The sequence below is a fragment of the Azospirillum sp. TSH58 genome, from assembly GCF_003119115.1.
In the GTDB taxonomy this organism is placed as follows: Bacteria; Pseudomonadota; Alphaproteobacteria; order Azospirillales; family Azospirillaceae; genus Azospirillum.
The window spans coordinates 386,796-402,357 of the sequence record NZ_CP022366.1 but is presented as its reverse complement, the minus strand read 5'-3'; the positions used below and the strand labels follow the sequence as shown (position 1 = coordinate 402,357).

The 15,562-nt window shown below is 70.4% G+C and carries 19 protein-coding genes; 11 read left to right on the top strand and 8 right to left on the bottom strand.

The window, feature by feature from the left end; all coding sequences use genetic code 11:
* Positions 1 to 24 precede the first annotated feature (24 nt).
* The gene (locus TSH58p_RS20420) at positions 25 to 708 is read left to right on the top strand and encodes a bifunctional 2-polyprenyl-6-hydroxyphenol methylase/3-demethylubiquinol 3-O-methyltransferase UbiG (protein ID WP_109469357.1); all 684 of its coding nucleotides are present in this window, start codon (positions 25 to 27) and stop codon (positions 706 to 708) included.
* A 351-nt stretch (positions 709 to 1,059) separates the two neighbouring features.
* The gene (locus TSH58p_RS20415) at positions 1,060 to 1,305 is read left to right on the top strand and encodes a hypothetical protein (RefSeq protein WP_109071481.1); all 246 of its coding nucleotides are present in this window, start codon (positions 1,060 to 1,062) and stop codon (positions 1,303 to 1,305) included.
* 16 nt (positions 1,306 to 1,321) lie between these two features.
* On the opposite strand, the gene TSH58p_RS20410 is transcribed toward TSH58p_RS20415, so the two are convergent.
* The gene (locus tag TSH58p_RS20410; RefSeq protein ID WP_109071480.1) at positions 1,322 to 2,140 is read right to left on the bottom strand and encodes a hypothetical protein; all 819 of its coding nucleotides are present in this window, start codon (positions 2,138 to 2,140) and stop codon (positions 1,322 to 1,324) included.
* A 351-nt stretch (positions 2,141 to 2,491) separates the two neighbouring features.
* On the opposite strand from TSH58p_RS20410, the gene TSH58p_RS20405 reads away from it, so the two are divergent.
* The 3 genes from TSH58p_RS20405 to TSH58p_RS20395 all read left to right on the top strand — a co-directional run bounded on the left by TSH58p_RS20405 (position 2,492) and on the right by TSH58p_RS20395 (position 4,635).
* Complete coding sequence (locus TSH58p_RS20405) at positions 2,492 to 3,271, top strand: response regulator transcription factor (RefSeq protein ID WP_109469356.1); 780 nt, start codon at positions 2,492 to 2,494, stop codon at positions 3,269 to 3,271.
* A 105-nt stretch (positions 3,272 to 3,376) separates the two neighbouring features.
* Entirely contained in the window at positions 3,377 to 3,712 is a 336-nt protein-coding gene (locus TSH58p_RS20400; protein ID WP_109070332.1) for a putative quinol monooxygenase, read from the top strand.
* Between the two features lie 26 nt (positions 3,713 to 3,738).
* Positions 3,739 to 4,635, top strand: coding sequence for a sigma-70 family RNA polymerase sigma factor (locus TSH58p_RS20395; RefSeq protein ID WP_109070333.1), 897 nt, complete (start codon positions 3,739 to 3,741; stop codon positions 4,633 to 4,635).
* A gap of 46 nt (positions 4,636 to 4,681) precedes the next feature.
* On the opposite strand, the gene TSH58p_RS20390 is transcribed toward TSH58p_RS20395, so the two are convergent.
* Genes TSH58p_RS20390 through fliF form a run of 7 tightly spaced genes read right to left on the bottom strand, consistent with a single transcriptional unit; the run spans position 4,682 to position 10,273 of the window.
* Positions 4,682 to 5,323 carry a hypothetical protein gene (locus TSH58p_RS20390; protein WP_109070334.1) on the bottom strand — a complete coding sequence of 214 codons (642 nt, stop codon included), beginning with the start codon at positions 5,321 to 5,323 and terminating at the stop codon, positions 4,682 to 4,684.
* 11 nt (positions 5,324 to 5,334) lie between these two features.
* Positions 5,335 to 6,357 carry a flagellar motor switch protein FliG gene (locus tag TSH58p_RS20385; RefSeq protein WP_348981591.1) on the bottom strand — a complete coding sequence of 341 codons (1,023 nt, stop codon included), beginning with the start codon at positions 6,355 to 6,357 and terminating at the stop codon, positions 5,335 to 5,337.
* A 15-nt stretch (positions 6,358 to 6,372) separates the two neighbouring features.
* Entirely contained in the window at positions 6,373 to 6,696 is a 324-nt protein-coding gene (locus TSH58p_RS20380) for a hypothetical protein (protein ID WP_247874057.1), read from the bottom strand.
* 4 nt (positions 6,697 to 6,700) lie between these two features.
* Positions 6,701 to 7,483 carry a flagellar type III secretion system pore protein FliP gene (gene fliP, locus TSH58p_RS20375; protein ID WP_109070337.1) on the bottom strand — a complete coding sequence of 261 codons (783 nt, stop codon included), beginning with the start codon at positions 7,481 to 7,483 and terminating at the stop codon, positions 6,701 to 6,703.
* A 32-nt stretch (positions 7,484 to 7,515) separates the two neighbouring features.
* Positions 7,516 to 7,857: a flagellar motor switch protein FliN gene (gene fliN, locus TSH58p_RS20370; protein WP_109070338.1), complete on the bottom strand. Its 342-nt coding sequence runs from the start codon at positions 7,855 to 7,857 to the stop codon at positions 7,516 to 7,518.
* Complete coding sequence (locus tag TSH58p_RS20365) at positions 7,845 to 8,576, bottom strand: FliH/SctL family protein (RefSeq protein WP_109070339.1); 732 nt, start codon at positions 8,574 to 8,576, stop codon at positions 7,845 to 7,847. Before TSH58p_RS20365 ends, fliN begins: the two co-directional genes overlap by 13 nt.
* Positions 8,576 to 10,273: a flagellar basal-body MS-ring/collar protein FliF gene (gene fliF, locus TSH58p_RS20360; RefSeq protein WP_109070340.1), complete on the bottom strand. Its 1,698-nt coding sequence runs from the start codon at positions 10,271 to 10,273 to the stop codon at positions 8,576 to 8,578. The genes TSH58p_RS20365 and fliF overlap by 1 nt, the downstream gene beginning before the upstream one ends.
* Before the next feature lie 238 nt (positions 10,274 to 10,511).
* On the opposite strand from fliF, the gene fliL reads away from it, so the two are divergent.
* The 6 genes from fliL to TSH58p_RS20330 are packed head-to-tail and all read left to right on the top strand — an operon-like array spanning position 10,512 to position 15,526.
* Complete coding sequence (gene fliL, locus TSH58p_RS20355) at positions 10,512 to 10,961, top strand: flagellar basal body-associated protein FliL (protein WP_247874058.1); 450 nt, start codon at positions 10,512 to 10,514, stop codon at positions 10,959 to 10,961.
* A gap of 17 nt (positions 10,962 to 10,978) precedes the next feature.
* Complete coding sequence (gene fliM, locus TSH58p_RS20350; RefSeq protein WP_109070341.1) at positions 10,979 to 12,109, top strand: flagellar motor switch protein FliM; 1,131 nt, start codon at positions 10,979 to 10,981, stop codon at positions 12,107 to 12,109.
* Complete coding sequence (locus tag TSH58p_RS20345; RefSeq protein WP_109070342.1) at positions 12,090 to 12,764, top strand: DUF6468 domain-containing protein; 675 nt, start codon at positions 12,090 to 12,092, stop codon at positions 12,762 to 12,764. Before fliM ends, TSH58p_RS20345 begins: the two co-directional genes overlap by 20 nt.
* Before the next feature lie 3 nt (positions 12,765 to 12,767).
* A complete protein-coding gene (locus TSH58p_RS20340) occupies positions 12,768 to 13,502 on the top strand; it encodes a MotE family protein (protein WP_109070343.1) in 735 nt (244 codons plus the stop codon).
* Positions 13,503 to 13,549: 47 nt separating this feature from the next.
* Positions 13,550 to 14,860 (top strand): flagellar hook-length control protein FliK, encoded by a 1,311-nt coding sequence (locus TSH58p_RS20335; RefSeq protein WP_109070344.1) that lies wholly within the window; start codon positions 13,550 to 13,552, stop codon positions 14,858 to 14,860.
* Between the two features lie 15 nt (positions 14,861 to 14,875).
* Positions 14,876 to 15,526, top strand: coding sequence for a flagellar hook assembly protein FlgD (locus tag TSH58p_RS20330; RefSeq protein ID WP_109070345.1), 651 nt, complete (start codon positions 14,876 to 14,878; stop codon positions 15,524 to 15,526).
* The last annotated feature ends 36 nt before the right edge of the window (positions 15,527 to 15,562 follow it).

The following is a 15,562-nucleotide window of genomic DNA, read 5'->3' as shown; positions in this document are numbered from 1 at the left end:
CATCAAGAAAAACGGAAACGCACCATGACGACGATGACCTTGAAGGACGCCCTGGCCGAGGTTCTGGACCCACGGGACCGGACCGTGGTGGATGTCGGCTGCGGCGACGGATCGCTGACCCGCCATTTCGCGGGGCTCGGCGCCCGGGCCATCGGCATCGAGATCAGCGAGGGCCAGCTCGCCCGCGCCCGCAAGGCGGAGCCGGTGGCCGGCGCCGACTACCGCGTCGGCAAGGGCGAGGCGCTGCCGCTGGAGGACGCGTCGGTGGACGCCATCGTCTACTCCAACAGCTTCCACCATCTGCCGCTGGCGGTCATGGCCGACGCGATGGCCGAGGCGGCGCGGGCGCTCAAGCCCGGCGGCACGCTGGTGGTGGTGGAGCCGATCGCCGACGGCGCCTATTTCGAGGTCATCCTGCCCATCGAGGACGAGACGGAGGTGCGCGCCGCCGCCTACGACACGCTGAAGCACCCGCCGCTGCCGCTGCAGGCGGTGGACGAGACGGTCTACGGCACGGTGGTGCGCTACCGCGACGCCGATCACTACCTGACCCACGTCACCGCCGTCGACCCGGCGCGGCGCGAGCGCCTGCCACCGGTGGAGGCCGAGGTTCGCCGCCGCTTCGCCGCCAACGGGCGGACCGACGCCGAGGGAATGACCGCCTTCGACCAGCCGATGCGGCGCATGGTCTTCCGGAAGCGGACGTAAGCACAGGGCTCCGAACTCAGGTTCATGGTCGGCTCACCCTGCATCGAATAACCCTCTCCCCTCAGGGGAGAGGGTGGCCCGGAGGGCCGGTGAGGGGGAAACGCCGCCGCTTTGCAGGGCTGATCCGGCCTTCGGCCGCCCCCTCATCCTAACCGTCTCCCCAGGGGGGAGAAGGAATGAACGTCGTCTCGATTGGCGTTGTTAACTGAGTTCGGAGCCCTGACGTAAGCACGGACCACTTGGCAGCGATACGGCGGCGTGCCAGCATGAGCGCCGCCGTTTGGTCACAGGCGCGCCACCGCGCGTCCGGGGCATAGTGGAGCGGCGTCACCCTTTCGAAGGTCGAAGACCATGCGCCGCTCCTCCTTGTCCCGCTCCGGCCTGCCCCGCTTCGGCCTGCCCCGCTTCGGCTTGTCCGCCGCCGTCCTGCTTCTCCCGGCGGCCTTGCTTCTGACCGGTTGCGGCGTGGTGGTCGCCACGGTGGACACGGCGGCCAGCGTCGCCGGGTCCGCGGTCAGCGTCGCGGGCGACGTGGTGTCGGCCACGGCCCATGTGGCGACCGCGCCCTTCCGCGGCGGCGATGACAAAGACGAATAGAGGCGACGCGTAAAAATCAGCGGCGGAACATCCGGCGCCACCAGGGGCGCTGCCGCCGCGCCAGTTCGGTCACCAGGACGCGGCACTGGTCGCGCATCGCCTCGTAGGCGGCGACCTCGGCCTCGCGGTCGCGGCGCAGGCCGTCCAGCGTGCCGGTCAGCCGCTCCAGCCGCTTTTCCAGATCGGCGCTGGTCCGGCGTTCCTGCTCCAACGCCGCCTGCGCCTCCTCGACGCGGCGGTCCGCCGCCTCGATGCGCTGACGGAAGCCGCGTTCCCGCACCTCCGTGTCGGCGATCAGCCGTTCCACGAGGTCGCCGATGCGCTTGCGCTCCGCCTCCCGGTCGGCCTGCAGCCGGTCCAGGGCCACCGCATGGGACAGGCGCAGGGCGGCGATCTCCGCGTTCACCGCGGACAGGCGGTCCTCCGCGTCCTGGAGCGCGCGGGCCATCCCCTGCTCGCGCGCCGAGGTCTCGGCGATCAGCGTCTCGACGAGCTGGTTGATGCGCTCGCGCTCCGCCTCGCGGTCGCCCTGGAGGGTCCCGATCTCCCCGGAGCGCGCCCGCTCCACCTGCCCGATGGCCTCGCGCCAGCGTTCGCGTTCGGACGCGTGCTCGGCGATCACCCGCAGCCGTTCCGCCCGTTCGCTGTCCGCCGCGGCCTCCGCCTTGGCGATCTGTTCGCCGAGCGTGGCGACCTGATCCCCGTAGACGCGCAGCAGTTGCGTGGTTTCCTCCGACGGCGCCTTCGCCGTGCGCTGACGCGTGGCCCGCTTGGCCGGTGCCGCGGGCGGAGGCGGCGTGTCCTCGGCGTTGGAGAGCGGCATTATCTCGGTCATCGCGGCTTATCCTGACAGTCGGGCCTGCAGCGCCACAGTAGCGCGTCCCGCGCGCCGCGCACAGGAACCTTTTTTCCATAGGCCAGGGCCAGAAGCGGCCCGGAAAAAACAAAGCCGAGAATTCATCTCGCATTTGCATGGATTTCGTCGGCAAATTTTCCAAAATCAGGTCTGTTAACGGGTTTTAAAACCGCTTTAACGCCGACTCCCGACTCTCGCCAAGGTATTAACACCAACGATTGACAGTACGGATTTCGATTGGTTTTTTGAATGATGTTTGCAGGCGCGAAAAAGACTTTTCCTAAAAAGCAAAACAATCGCCCTGGCCGATCCGATGCTGCGGAGAACCCCATGCGTGCTGTCCTGGTTGAACCGAACCCCCTGATCGCCGACGCGCTCGGCCGTCAGCTCGGCATGGGGAAGATCCGCTACGACCGCCAGGACTGGGCCGGGCTGGAGGAACTTCTGCAACAGCAGGGCGCCGAGGGGCTTGGCTACGACGCCATCGTGCTGGGCAGCGTCGACGACCCGGCGCGCTGCGTGGCGGCGCTGCGGGCGCATCAGGTCGGGGCGGCGATCCTCTGCCTGCTCGACCGGCGCTGCGTGGCGACGACGGTGGAACTTCTCCACGCCGGGGCCGACGACGTGCTGGTCAAGCCGGTGGTCAGCGCCGAGGTGCGGGCGCGCATCGAGGTGGCGCGGCGGCGCTCGCGCGGCCTGCTGAGCAACGCGGTGCGGGTGGGCCAGTTGACGGTGTTCCTCGACGGACGCGACCCGGAGGTCGGCGGCGAGCGGCTGCGGCTGAGCCAGCGCGAGCACGCCATCCTCGGCGTGCTGGCCGCCCACCACCGCCGCGTGGTCTCCAAGGAGCACATCTACGACGAGGTCTACGGCCTGTCCGGCGCCGACCCGCTCGACAAGGTCATCGACGTCTACATCTGCAAGCTCCGCAAGAAGATCGCCGAGGCCACCGGCGGCGCCCGCTACATCGAGACCGTCTACGGACGCGGCTACAAGTTCGAGGCACCGCCCGAGCATGAGGACCCTGCCCCGGCCCTGCCGGCGCGCCGGGCGCTGCCGGGCTACGTGGGGTTCGGCCGCGGGGTCGGCGAGGCGCGGCTGGCGGGGTGAGGGAGCGCCTGGGCCCCTCGCGTTTCCCTTTTTCGTCCGGCATGTCACATTTCGCGGGTGGGCGTTGTCATCCCCTTCGAGGCTACACTTTCGAAGGAAGCAACCATGGCCGTGAACACCGCCGCGATCGACCCTCAGTCCTCATGCCTGACGCTGATCAACGTTTACGAGGTCGAGCCGGAGAAGCAGGCCGCCTTGGCGAAGGCCCTCTCGGAATCGACCGAAAACACCATTCGCCACGAACCCGGCTTCGTATCGGTCTGCATCCACAGCAGCCTCGACGGGAAGAAGGTCGTGAACTACGCTCAATGGGCCTCCAGGGAGCACTTCGAGAACTTCATGAAGAAGCCCGAGACGCAAGAGCAAATCAGGCGTTTCGCCGGTCTCGCGACAGCGGTCGCGCCGAGCCTCTACACGGTCGACGCCGTTCACGCGGTGTAACGAAGGAACGGCAAGGCCGCAGGACCATGAGCGACATCCCCGCCGATCCATCATTCACTGCAATTCGCCCCCGCCTCATCCGTCTCGCATACCGGATGCTCGGATCGGTGGCGGATGCCGAGGACGTTGTTCAGGATGCCTATCTCCGCTGGCTGGCGAGCGACCGTGAGACGGTCCGTCAGCCGGCGGCCTTGCTGCACACCATCGTCACGCGCCTCTGTCTGAACGAACTGAAATCCGCGCGGCGCCGGCGCGAAACCTACATCGGGCCGTGGCTGCCGGAACCGATCGTCGACGCGGGGGAACTGGAGTCCATCGACGACATCACGCTTCCATTGATGATCGCGCTGGAGCGTCTGTCGCCGCTGGAGCGGGCGGCCTTTCTGCTGCACGATGTCTTCGGCATGGATTTTGACGATGTGGCCAGCGCCATCGGCCGTGAAACGGCGGCCTGCCGCAAACTGGCCAGCCGGGCGCGGGAGCATATCCAGGCGGCCCGCCCACGCTTCCTGGTGACGAAGGAACATGGGCTGGAGATCGCCGCCGCCTTCTTTGACGCGTCGCGCAACGGTGACATGGAGCGTCTGCGCCTGCTTCTCGCCGATGACGTCATTGCCAGCGCGGACGGCGGCGGCAGGGTGCCGGCCTCGCAGCGTCCACTGGTCGGAATCGGTGAGGTGATGGCGCGGCACGCCCAGCTTGCGCAGGAGTTCACCCGGTCCCCGTCCCGTCTCGTGCGCTATGCCATGATCGACGGGCTTCCCGGCTTCATGTCCGTCGAGGGCGGCGGGATCGTGCAGACCACCGCTCTGCACATCGAGCAGGGAAAGATTCTCGCGATCTACATCACCAGAAACCCGGACAAGCTGCAGCACCTGGACGGGCATCGTCAGGGAGCGCGGATCGAAACCGGGTGGAGCTGAGCCGGATCGGCGGCTTCAGCCAAGTCCCCCCGGTTCCGACGGGGGCTCACCCCGACCAGTCCGCGCTGAGAGCCTCCTCCTCCAGATCCAGCCAGGCCCCGGCCAGCGGTCCCACCGTCAGGTCGCCGCCCAGACCCGCGTCGCCCATGGCTCCGGCGAACCCGTCCTGCATGTCGGCCAGAGCCGCGGCGGACAGGCCGCCGCCGGTCTGCAGCGTCACGTCGAACCGCCGCCCCTCCCCCGCCGCGACGAGCTGCACCGCCCCCAGCGCCGGCAGCCGCATCTGCAGGACCAGCGCGCTTCCCGTCTGGAGGTCCGCCCCGTCGGAAATGGCGCAGAGCAGGCCGCGGCAACTGCCCGCCGCCGTGCCGTCCATCACCGGGATGCTCATCACCCGCCACTCCCGCCCGTCGGCGGTGCGGCGGTGGCGCGGCGCCAGCGCCAGATCGAGATCGTCCAGCAAGGCGCCGCCGTCGAGCTGCTCCAGCAACCGGCAGCGCTTCGGCCCCAGCCAGGCCCGCGCGCCGTTGGCGGTCGCCGCCAGGAAGAAGGCCAGCCCGAGGCCGAAGGTGGAATCGCAGCGCGGCAGCCCGCCGCGCAGCTCCTGCGCCGCCCGCGGGTCCAGCGCCTCGACCACAGCCAGCAGATGGCCGACCTCGGCGACCGCGTCCGGCATGAGCACACCCATCGGTAGACGACTCAGTAGACAACGGCGTCCGATTCGTCCGATTGCGGAAGGACGATCGCCCCGTCGTCGGCCATCGCCTTGGCGACCTGCACGATCTCCGCCTGCGCCTCGTTGACGTCGCGCATGCGCACCGGCCCCATGTTCTCGATCTCGTCCTGGAGGATCATGCGGGCGCGCTCCGACAGGACGGACAGGAAGTGGTCGCGCTGCAGCGCCTCCGCCCCCTTCAGCGCGATGGCGAGCTGGCCGGTGTCGCAGCGCCGGATCACCGCCTGGAGCGACACCCGGTCGAGCCGCAGCAGATCCTCGAAGGTGAACATGAGCTGGCGGATGCGGTGCGTCGAATCCGGCATCACCGCGTCCAGGTCGGTGAAGATGTCGGCCATGGTGTCGCGGTCGATGCGGTTGAAGATGTCGGCCATCCGCTCGTGCGTGTCGGCGCCGTGGGTGCGGGCGTAGTTGGCCATGAACTCGTTGTGCAGGATGGATTCGATGTCCAGCAGCACCTCGCGCTGCACGGACTCGATCTGGATCATCCGCTCGATCACCTCCAGCCGCAGCGCCGGGGCCAGCAGCGGCAGCACCTTGGCGGCGTGGTCGCTGCGCATGCGGGACAGGATGACCGCCGCCGTCTGCGGGTACTCGCCCGCCAGATAGGTGGCGAGCACGCCCTCGTTCACGTTGGACATCTTCTCCCACATGGTGCGGCCGGCCGGGCCACGGATCTCGCCCATGATCTCCGACACGCGGTCGTCGGGCAGGAAACGGGAGAGCATGCGCTCCGTGCTGTCGTAGGAGCCGACGACGGAGCCGGTGTTGGCGAAGCGCTCCGTGAAGCTGCGCAGCAGCGCCTCGACGAGGTTGGAGGTGACGTTGCCCAGGCTGGCCATGGCGCGGCTGACCATGCGGATCTCGTCGTCGTCCAGCTTCTCCATCAGGCGGGAGCCGCGTTCCTCGCCCAGCGCCAGGAAGATGACCGCGGTCCTCTCCGACCCGCTCAGGCTCTTGAAATTGTCTCGGATCTTGATCGGCATGCCCATTCTGGCACCTCAGAAGAAGCGGTCGGCGGTCAGGGTGGAGTGGTCGGAATCGTCGTCCCGCTCCAGGGGACGGTCGCCCTGCAGACGGTCGTGACGGAAGGCGTTCGCCAGGACGCTGCCGGCGACCAGCACCATGCGGTGCGGCACCAGCGGGTTGGGGTCGAGCGCGTTCAGAAGGGTGACGACGGCCGTCTCGTCGTCCACCGTGACGCCCCGCCTCCTGGCGAAGGCGGTCACGCTGTCGGCCATTCCCGACGCCCCGGCGGGGGGTGAGGCGGGCGGCGCCGACAGGCCGGCGGAGGGAACGGCGGGCAGCAGCCGGGGCTCGGTCATCGCGTCAGGTTCCCCCATAGGAGCGGATCAGGCTGTTGGCGATCAGGAACCAGCCGTCGGTCAGGACGAAGAAGATGATCTTGAAGGGCAGCGCGATCATCACCGGCGGCAGCATCATCATGCCCATCGCCATCAGCACCGCCGCCACCACCATGTCGATCACCAGGAAGGGCAGGAAGATCAGGAACCCGATCTCGAAGGCGCGGCGCAGCTCCGACAGCAGGAAGGCCGGGACCAGAACGCGCAGGTCGGCGGTGGCCGCCGTCTTCGGCTGCTCCGCCTCCGGCTTGCCGGTGAAGCCGGCGAAGGCCGACAGGTCCTTGTCCCGCACCTGGGAGGCCATGAAGTTGCGGAAGGGCTCGACCATCCGCTCCAGCCCCTGCTCCTGGGTCACCTGCTCGTTCAGCATGGGGCGCAGGCCGTCCTGCCACGCCGCGTCGAAGACCGGCCCCATGATGTGGAAGGTCAGGAACATGGCGAGGCTGATCAGCACCATGTTCGGCGGCGACTGCTGAAGCCCGAGCGCGGAGCGCAGCAGCGACAGCACGACGATGATCCGGGTGAAGGAGGTCGCCATGACCAGCAGGCCCGGCGCCACGCTGAGCACCGTCAGCAGGACGATGCCCTGGATGACGCGCCCGGACAGCGACCCGCTCTCCCCCGTGGCGCTGCCGAGCGCGCTGCCGATGGAGGACAGGTCCAGCCCGCTGCCCTGCGCCCAGGCCGCCGCGGGAAGCAGCGCGGCGAGCGCGGCGGGAAGGCCGTACAGGACCAGACGTCGGATCATGGCGGGAACCCGTGGATGCGGTGCCGAGGGGGTCAATCGATCGCCAGATCGGTGCGCACGATCTCGGTCAGCGTGACGCCGAGCCGCTGGTCCTCGACGATCACCACCTCGCCGCGGGCGACCAGACGGTGGTTCACCAGGACCTCCACCGGCTCGTCCACCTTGCGTTCCAGCTCCACCACGGCGCCGCGGCCGAGCTTCAGGAGCTGCGCCACCAGCATGCTGGTGCGGCCCAGCACGACCTGCACGTCCACCGGGACGTTGTAGATGGCGTTCATCGAGCCGCCGGCCGGTGCCGCGGCGGGAATGCCGGCAGCGTCCTTCTCGGCGGGCTTGGCGTCGTCTTCCAGGACGTCGAGATTCAGTGGGGCCATGATGCGGTGCTTTCCGTGTCGGTGAAGAGGTCATGTTCGGCGGACAGGGCGGCCAGCGCGCGGTCGCACAGGCCGGCGACGGCGCTCTCCACCGCCGCCGGGTCGTAGCGCAGACCCCCGGCCTCCCAGGCGGCATCGAGCCCGCCGGGCGGCAGGGACGGGTCGGCGACGACCTCCAGCGCGCCCTTGAAGCCAAGGGAATCCGGGTCGGCCAGCCGGGCGCGGACGGGGTCCGCCAGATCAGGATGGACGCGCAGCCGCAGCCGCGGCGACCCGCCGGCCAGCCGCAGGGCGTCCGCGGCGAGACGATCGGTTTCCGCAGCGCCGATCCGCTCCAGCAGCGCCGGGGCGAGGCGGCGGACGAGCGCCAGCATCACCGCCGACCCCTGCGCCTCGACCCCGCGCAGAGCGTCGGCGAAGCGGTCGTCCAGGGCGGCCAACTGCTCGTCGAGGTGGGAGAGCGCCCGCGCCAGCGCGGCGTCGGTGCGGGCGGCGGCCTCCGCCGCCCCCTCCCGCCGGCCCTGCTCCACGCCCTCGGCGAAGGCGCGGACCTCGGCGCCGTAGACGGCGGCCTGGAGGTGGCGTTCGGAATGGACGATCTCGTCCAACGGATCGACGGGGTCCGGTTCGGGGGCAACGCCGAACTCCGCCGCCGCCTGCGCTGCGGCCTGGGCCGTGCTGTCGAAGCGGAGGTCGAAGCGGTAGCGCGGGTAGCCCATCAGACCGCCTCCTCGTAGAGCCAGGAGCGCAGGATGTCGATCGCCTCATCGGGATACTGGTCGACGATGTCGCCCAGCCGGCGGATCGAGGAGGCGCGCACCCGGCCCTCCACCGTGCGCAGCTCGATGAGCTGGTCCATCGTCTCCTCGATGCCCGGCAGCGCCGCCGCCGGCTCGCCCGCGTCGGTGAGCTGGGCCGCCTGCATGGCGGGATCGCCGCCCATGGCCGGGCCGGTGAGCTGCGGCATCGCCGCCCCGGCCGCCAGCGCCGGCGTGGGCGTTTCCGCCGCCACCGGTTCCGGCGCCGGGAAGACGCGGCGGATCAGCGGGCGCAGCCCGAGCACGATCAGCAACCCGCAGAGCACCAGCAGGATCACCCACTGGATCAGCGTCATCACGTTGCGGCTGAGCGTGTCGACGATCTCCGCCATCGGCTCGCGGGCGCCCAGCTCGGGGGCGAGGTTGACGAACTCCAGGTTGTCGACGGTGACCCGGTCGCCGCGCGCCTCGCTGAAGCCCATGGCGGAGCGCACCAGCTCGGTGATGCGCTGCAGCTCCTCGGGCGAGCGGGCCTCGTAGCTGCGGGTGCCGTCCTGGGCCGTCGCCCAGGTGCCGTTGACCAGCACGGCGACGCTGACCCGGCGGATGTCGCCCGGCTCGATCACCGTTTCGCGGGCGACGTTGGAAATCTCGTAATTGACCGTCTCCTCCTGGCGCTTGGAGTCGGAGGAGGAGCGGTTGTTCTGGGACTGGGCGCGGACCTCGCGTTGCGGCAGGTTCTGCTCGGCGGTGACCGGCGGTTCGCCCGTGCTGTCCAGGCTGCGGTCCTGCTCCTGCACCGTCTGGGTGGAGCGGACGACCTGGCTGTTCGGGTCGAAGCTCTGGCTGCGCACGACCTCGCGCTTGGTTTCGACGTCGACAGCAACCTGAACGCGAACATTCCCCTGCCCCAGCCGCGCCACCAGCATCTGCTCGATGGCGCGGGAGATGCGCGTCTCGTGGCCGGCGCGCAGCCCGTCGACCTTCGCCGAGGACCGGGCGTCGCCGTCCTCCTCGGTCAGCAGCACCTCGCCGGAGGCGTCGAGCACGGTGACGGCGCTCGGCTTCAGGTTGGGCACGGCGGCGGAGACGAGGTGGCGGATGGACAGCGCCTGCCGCCGCTCCAGCGGCGCCCGGCCCCGCATGCGCACCACGATGGAGGCGGTCGGGGTGGGGGCGGCGCGCGAGAACTCCTCGCGGTCGGGAAGCACGATGTGGACCCGCGCCGCCTCGATGCCGGACAGCGTCTCGATGGTGCGGGCCAGTTCGCCTTCCATGGCGCGCAACCGGTTCATCCGCTGCATGAAGCTGGTGATGCCCAGCGGCTTGTCGGTGTCGAACAGCTCGTAGCCGATGCCGCCGCGCGACGGCAGGCCCTTCTCGGCCAGCAGCATGCGCAGCCGCGGCACCTCGGCCTCCGGCACCTGGACGGCGGTGCCGTCGAAGGCGGCGGACACCGGCACCCCCATGGCCTCCACCGCCTTGACGATGCGCCCGGCCTCCGCCGGTTCCAGCCCGGTGTAGAGCGGCGTCATGTGCGGCCGCGACAGCAGAACCGCCATGGTGGCGACCGCCAGGACGATGCCGACGCCCGTGCCGGCCAGCACCAGAAGGCGCGTGCGCCCAAGCGTCCGCAGATTGTCGATCAGTCCCGTCACGACACCCGCACCTTTAAAGTTTCCGAAAAGCGGGGACCGTAATGTTCACCCCGTGAGCCTTCACAACCTACCGGGATGACTTTTAAGCGGAGTAAAAGCCGCGAAGATAGACCGGAAGGAAGTCGCTAAAACTTGATCGTTTAAAACAGTCTCTCAAATTTTCGGTATTTTGGAGGCGCCGGCCGCGATGAATACAGATGCTGGAAAGGCAAGGACGGGAACGCCGGGCCGGCAGCGGATGTACGTCATCGTGCTGCCGCTGGCCCGGCTGGCGCTGGGGGCGGCCGCCCTGTGCGGCGTCGCCGCGGCGGGGTTCGGCGGCTACTGGATGGCCGTCGGGCCGGACGGCGTGGCGCGGCTGTTCGAGGGCACGCCCATCGCCGAGCCGGCGCAGGCGACGCTCGACATGCCGGAGCTGCTGGTGAACCTGCGCCCCGACACGCCGTCGCGCTTCATGAAGATCGGGGTGACGCTGGCGCTGGCGCCCAAGGACCGCGGGCGGGTGGAGCAGGCGATGCCCCATCTCGTCAACGCCCAGCAGGAGTTCCTGCGCAACATCGACCAGCACGACCTGCGCGGCTCCGCCGGTCTGCTGCGGCTGCGCGGGGAGCTGCGCCGCCGCTTCAACCTGATCCTCGGCCCGGACACGGTGTCCGACGTCCTGCTGCGCAGCCTTCTCACCCAATAGCCGACCCAGAGGAACGGATGAGCACTCCCATCGACACGGATGACGGCGACGAAAGCGGCGGCGGCGAATTCGGCGGCCATGGGGACGGTTCCGGGGACGACCTCGACTGGGGCCTGGACGGCGACTCCGGCGAGTCCGAGGCCGCCACCCTGATGGCCGACACCAAGGAGCTGAGCCAGGAGGAGATCGACCGGCTGCTGAACTTCGCCGTCGGGCCGCAGACCGAATCCGCCGGTCAGACCCGCGCCATCGAACGGCTGATCAGCACGACGACGGTCAACAAGGACCGGCTGCCGATGCTGGACGTGGTCTTCGACCGCATGGTCCGGCTGCTCAACACCTCGCTGCGCCAGTTCTCCTCGACCAGCGTGGAGGCCAGCCTGCTGCGCATCGACTGGCTGCGCTACAACGAGTTCCTCGACACCATCGAGCTTCCCGCCCTGGTCGGCGTCGCGCGGGCGGAGCAGTGGGACAACCACATCGTCGTTTCGGTCGACAGCGCGCTGATCTACTGCATGATGGACGTGCTGCTGGGCGGACGGCGCAGCCGCGCCCGGCGCATCGACGGGCGCACCTACACCTCCATCGAGCGCAAGATCACCGAGCGGCTGATCAAGGTCATCCTCCAGGATCTCAGCCAGTCCTTCGACCCGATCACGCCCATCGACTTCACCTTCGACCGGCTGGAAACCAACCCGCAATTCGCCACCATCACCCGCGCCACCAACGCGGTGATCCGCGTGCGCATCGCGGTGGAGGTGGAGCGCCGCGTCGGCCACGCCGAGGTGGTCATCCCCTACGCCACGCTGGAGCCGGTGCGCGGCAAGCTGGTGCAGACCTTCATGGGCGAGAAGTTCGGCCACGACACGGTGTGGGAAAGCCACCTGAAGGCCGAGCTGATGCGCGCCAAGCTGGACCTCGTCGCGGTGCTGCAGCAGACGCAGGTGTCGCTGGGCGAGGTGCTGAACTGGGAAAAGGGCACCTCGCTGAAGCTGCGCATCGACCCCGACGCGCCGGTGGTTCTGCAGAGCAAGACCACCCCCCTCTTCGCCGGCCACATGGGCCAGCGCAACGGCAACATCTCCGTCAAGATCGACACCGACCTGGAGACCAAGCAGGAGCTGATCGATGGTCTCATTCCTCATTGACGCCGTTCTGGCGGTCATGCTCGTCACCGCCACGGTGTTCCTGGTGATCGTCAACAAGCGGCTGAAGGTGATGCGCTCCAGCCAGGCCGAGATCGGCGCGCTGATCGGCACCTTCTCCAAGACCATCGACGAGACGGAGGCCTCGGTGCAGCGGCTGGTCGCCGCCGCGACGGAGGCCTCCGCCAAGCTGTCCGACGGGCTCGACCGCGCCAAGGGCGTGACCGAGGAGGCAGCGCTGGTGCTCGGCTCCTGCGAGCGGGCGTCCAAGCGCATCGAGGCGTCCGTGCAGGAGGCCCGCGCCCTGGTCCGCCGGCTGGAGGAGGGTCCGGCGCCGCGCCCGCGGCCCCGCCCGGTCCCGCCGCCCGCCGCCGCCGTGGCCACCGTCATGGAACCAGCGCCCGCCCCGCTCCCCTCGACGGCCAACGCCGCTCCCGCGCCGGACGCCGACGCGGCGGAGGACGAGGACGGCTTCCGCCCGATGCGCGTTGCCGCGCTGGCCGGGGCCGCGCTGGCCGGGGCCGCCGCCCGCCCGGCGGAAGGCTTGCCGCCTGTCGCGGAGGAGGACGCCGAATCCGTGGCGGAAGCCGGCGGCGCGCGGCAGCAGGCCGCCAACGCCTTCTACGCCCGGCTGCGGGCCATCGGACCGGAGCGCTGAGCCATGCTGCGCGTACTTCCCATCACGCTGGTGGCGATCCTGATGGTGCTGCCGCTCAAGCTCGGCTCGCTGATGGAAGGGCTGCCGGTGGTCGCCCAGCAGTTCGACCGCGAGTTCGGCAAGCATGAGCGCCCCTGGGCCAAGGACCTGAAGGCCGGTGCCGAGGCGTCGCCGGATGCCGTGCCGGAGCCGGCCCCCGCCCTGGCAAACCCCGCCATGGCGGCGCTGCCGATGACGCCGGCGGCCCCGCCCGCGGACGCCGCCCTGCCCGCGGCGAGCTGCACCGATCCGGTCCTGCGCGCCGCCATCGCGGAGCAGAAGGCCGACGTGACCGCCCGCACCCGCCATCTCGGCGAGGCGGAAGCGGTGCTGGCCGCCGCCGAGACCCGCGCGACCGTCCAGATCCAGAAGCTGAGCACCATCAAGCGCGACGTCGAGGCGCTGATGCAGCAGCGCTCCACCCTCCAGCAGGAGGACCTGAAGCGCATGGTGACGATCTACGAGACGATGAAGCCGCGCGACGCCGCGCGCATCTTCAACGACCTGGAAACCGACATCATCATCGACGTGCTGGACCGCATGGCCGAGCGCCGCTCCGCCCCGATCATCGCGGAGCTGGAGGACGGCAAGGCGCGCGAGGTCACCCGCCTCGTCCTGCAACGCCGCGCCCTGCCCGGCGACCGACCCCCGCCGCCCGCCCCGCTTCCCGTCCGCCTGATGCAGACGCCGACGAACTGAACCCGGCCCCGGCTGCCAGACACGCGGTTCTCCCAAAAAGAGACATCATGCCCAGCCTTCCCGACGTCATCGCCCCCCCACCGCCCCGCCCCGCCCGTTCCGCGGAGGGAACGGCGGCGCCGTCCTCCGGCGCGCCGGGCGAACGCGAGGCGTCCGGCACGCCCTTCGCCGACCTGCTGGACGACGCGGTGGGACGCGGCGGCGCCGGGGCCGAGGGCGAACCCACCGACCACGCCGACTCTTCCGCTCAAACCGGCGGCGCACCAGCCAGCGCCGATGCCGCCCTGGCGGCACTCCTGCCGCTGCTGACCGCACCGCCGCCCGCCACGGCGCCGGGAATCGCGGAGGCCGGCGCTTTGCCGGAATCTTTGCCGTCGACCGGCGGCCTGCCCGTGCTGCCGCCCGTTGCGGCTCCCCCGGCGGATGCCGCCGCGACACCGCAGCCGCCGGCGCCGGCCCAACCCGGTCCGCCGCAGCCGGCCGCGCCGCTGCCCCTGGCGCCCACCGCCGCGGCGACCCCGGGCACCATGCCGGACGGCACGACGCCGGAGGCCGCGACGGACACCGCGCCACCCGCCGCCCCGTCCGTTCCTCCGCCGGCTTCCGGCGCCAAACCGGACTCGGCCCCGCTGTTCCAGGCCAAGGATTCCGCGACGCCCGCCAAGACCGACGCGACGCCGGGCCCATCGCCCCAGCTTCAGCAGGCGATGGCCCAGGCGGGTGGCAACGCCGCGTCCAACGGCGGCACCGGCCAAAATCCGGGCCAGGGGCAAGGCCGCGGCAACCCGCCCGCCGGACCGGAAGCCTTGTCGGCGCTTTCCTCCCCGGCGGACCCCGCCGCTGCGGCCCCGCTGCCCTCCGCCCTGGCCCCGCCGGCGGCCCACGCGGCGGCCCACTACGCGGCGCATCCCGGCGAGAGCGCCGCGGCGCGGCTGCCCGCCGCCCAGGTGGCCGGCCAGCTGGTCCGCGTCGTCGAGGCCGGGGGCGGCGAGTTCCACATCGACCTGAAGCCGGAGGAGCTTGGCCCCGTCCGCGTCGTCGCCGAATTGAGCGGCGCCCGCGTCGCCCTGCACGTCCAGGCCGAAAGCCCGGAGACGCTGGCTCTGCTGCGCCGGGACATCCACCATCTGGAGCGCGCCCTGTCCGACGCCGGGTTCGAGCTGGACGGCGGCACCCTGAACTTCTCGCTGCGCGGCGACGGCGAGCCGCGCGGCTTCGCCTTCTCCGGCCAGGGCGACGGGACGGGCGGACGCCAGGACGGCACCGGACGGGCGGTCCGCCTCGCCGACCCCGCCACCGCCCTGCCGCCCGAACGCGCCGCCCGCCCCATCGACGGCCTCGTCGACATCTCCGTCTAGCCGCAAGGACCCGCCATGACCACGACCGCGGCCACCAACACGGCCACCGCAACCCCCTCCGCCGCCGCGAAGAAGCAGACGGTGGATTACGAGGCGTTCCTCAAGCTGCTGACCGCGCAGCTCCGCAACCAGGACCCGCTGTCCCCCATGGACGCCACCCAGTTCATGACGCAGCTCGCCCAGCTCTCCACCGTGGAACAGGGCGTGCGCACGAACGAGACTCTGGGGCAGGTGCTGGACACGCTGAAGAACAGCGGCATGCGGCTGGACATGGCCTATCTGGGCCGCAAGGTGGAGGCCGCGTCCGACCGCATCAGCCTGTCGGAGGGCAAGGCGGAGATGGCCTACGCCATCGACGGGGCCGCCGCGTCGGTGAAGATCGAGGTGGTGAACGACGCCGGGCAGGTGATCTACAGCGCCCCCGGCAGCCCGAAGACCGGCCGGCAGACCTTCACCTGGGACGGCAAGCGCAGCGACGGCGCCACCGCCGCGGACGGCACCTACCTCGTGCGCGTGACGGCGAAGGACAAGGCGGGCGCGTCGCTGACCACCGCCACCGTGACGACCGACACGGTGAAGGAGGTGCGCAGCGTCAACGGCGAGACGCAGTTCGTCCTGAAGGGCGGCGCCGTGGTGAAGGGCACGGACATCCTGTCCGCGTCCTGATGGCTTCACCGGATTGATTCAACAGCGGAAATGGCA

Bases quoted from the DNA above. Each gene is read 5' to 3' on its own strand.
- TSH58p_RS20390 (WP_109070334.1), bottom strand. From the start codon at position 5,323: ATGGGTGTGCTCATGCCGGACGCGGTCGCCGAGGTCGGCCATCTGCTG.
- fliP (WP_109070337.1), bottom strand. From the start codon at position 7,483: ATGATCCGACGTCTGGTCCTGTACGGCCTTCCCGCCGCGCTCGCCGCG.
- TSH58p_RS20420 (WP_109469357.1), top strand. From the start codon at position 25: ATGACGACGATGACCTTGAAGGACGCCCTGGCCGAGGTTCTGGACCCA.
- TSH58p_RS20380 (WP_247874057.1), bottom strand. From the start codon at position 6,696: ATGACCGAGCCCCGGCTGCTGCCCGCCGTTCCCTCCGCCGGCCTGTCG.
- TSH58p_RS20330 (WP_109070345.1), top strand. From the start codon at position 14,876: ATGACCACGACCGCGGCCACCAACACGGCCACCGCAACCCCCTCCGCC.
- TSH58p_RS20405 (WP_109469356.1), top strand. From the start codon at position 2,492: ATGCGTGCTGTCCTGGTTGAACCGAACCCCCTGATCGCCGACGCGCTC.
- TSH58p_RS20345 (WP_109070342.1), top strand. From the start codon at position 12,090: ATGGTCTCATTCCTCATTGACGCCGTTCTGGCGGTCATGCTCGTCACC.
- TSH58p_RS20410 (WP_109071480.1), bottom strand. From the start codon at position 2,140: ATGACCGAGATAATGCCGCTCTCCAACGCCGAGGACACGCCGCCTCCG.
- TSH58p_RS20340 (WP_109070343.1), top strand. From the start codon at position 12,768: ATGCTGCGCGTACTTCCCATCACGCTGGTGGCGATCCTGATGGTGCTG.
- TSH58p_RS20400 (WP_109070332.1), top strand. From the start codon at position 3,377: ATGGCCGTGAACACCGCCGCGATCGACCCTCAGTCCTCATGCCTGACG.
- TSH58p_RS20335 (WP_109070344.1), top strand. From the start codon at position 13,550: ATGCCCAGCCTTCCCGACGTCATCGCCCCCCCACCGCCCCGCCCCGCC.
- TSH58p_RS20365 (WP_109070339.1), bottom strand. From the start codon at position 8,576: ATGGGCTACCCGCGCTACCGCTTCGACCTCCGCTTCGACAGCACGGCC.
- TSH58p_RS20395 (WP_109070333.1), top strand. From the start codon at position 3,739: ATGAGCGACATCCCCGCCGATCCATCATTCACTGCAATTCGCCCCCGC.
- fliN (WP_109070338.1), bottom strand. From the start codon at position 7,857: ATGGCCCCACTGAATCTCGACGTCCTGGAAGACGACGCCAAGCCCGCC.
- TSH58p_RS20415 (WP_109071481.1), top strand. From the start codon at position 1,060: ATGCGCCGCTCCTCCTTGTCCCGCTCCGGCCTGCCCCGCTTCGGCCTG.
- TSH58p_RS20385 (WP_348981591.1), bottom strand. From the start codon at position 6,357: ATGCCGATCAAGATCCGAGACAATTTCAAGAGCCTGAGCGGGTCGGAG.
- fliM (WP_109070341.1), top strand. From the start codon at position 10,979: ATGAGCACTCCCATCGACACGGATGACGGCGACGAAAGCGGCGGCGGC.
- fliL (WP_247874058.1), top strand. From the start codon at position 10,512: ATGTACGTCATCGTGCTGCCGCTGGCCCGGCTGGCGCTGGGGGCGGCC.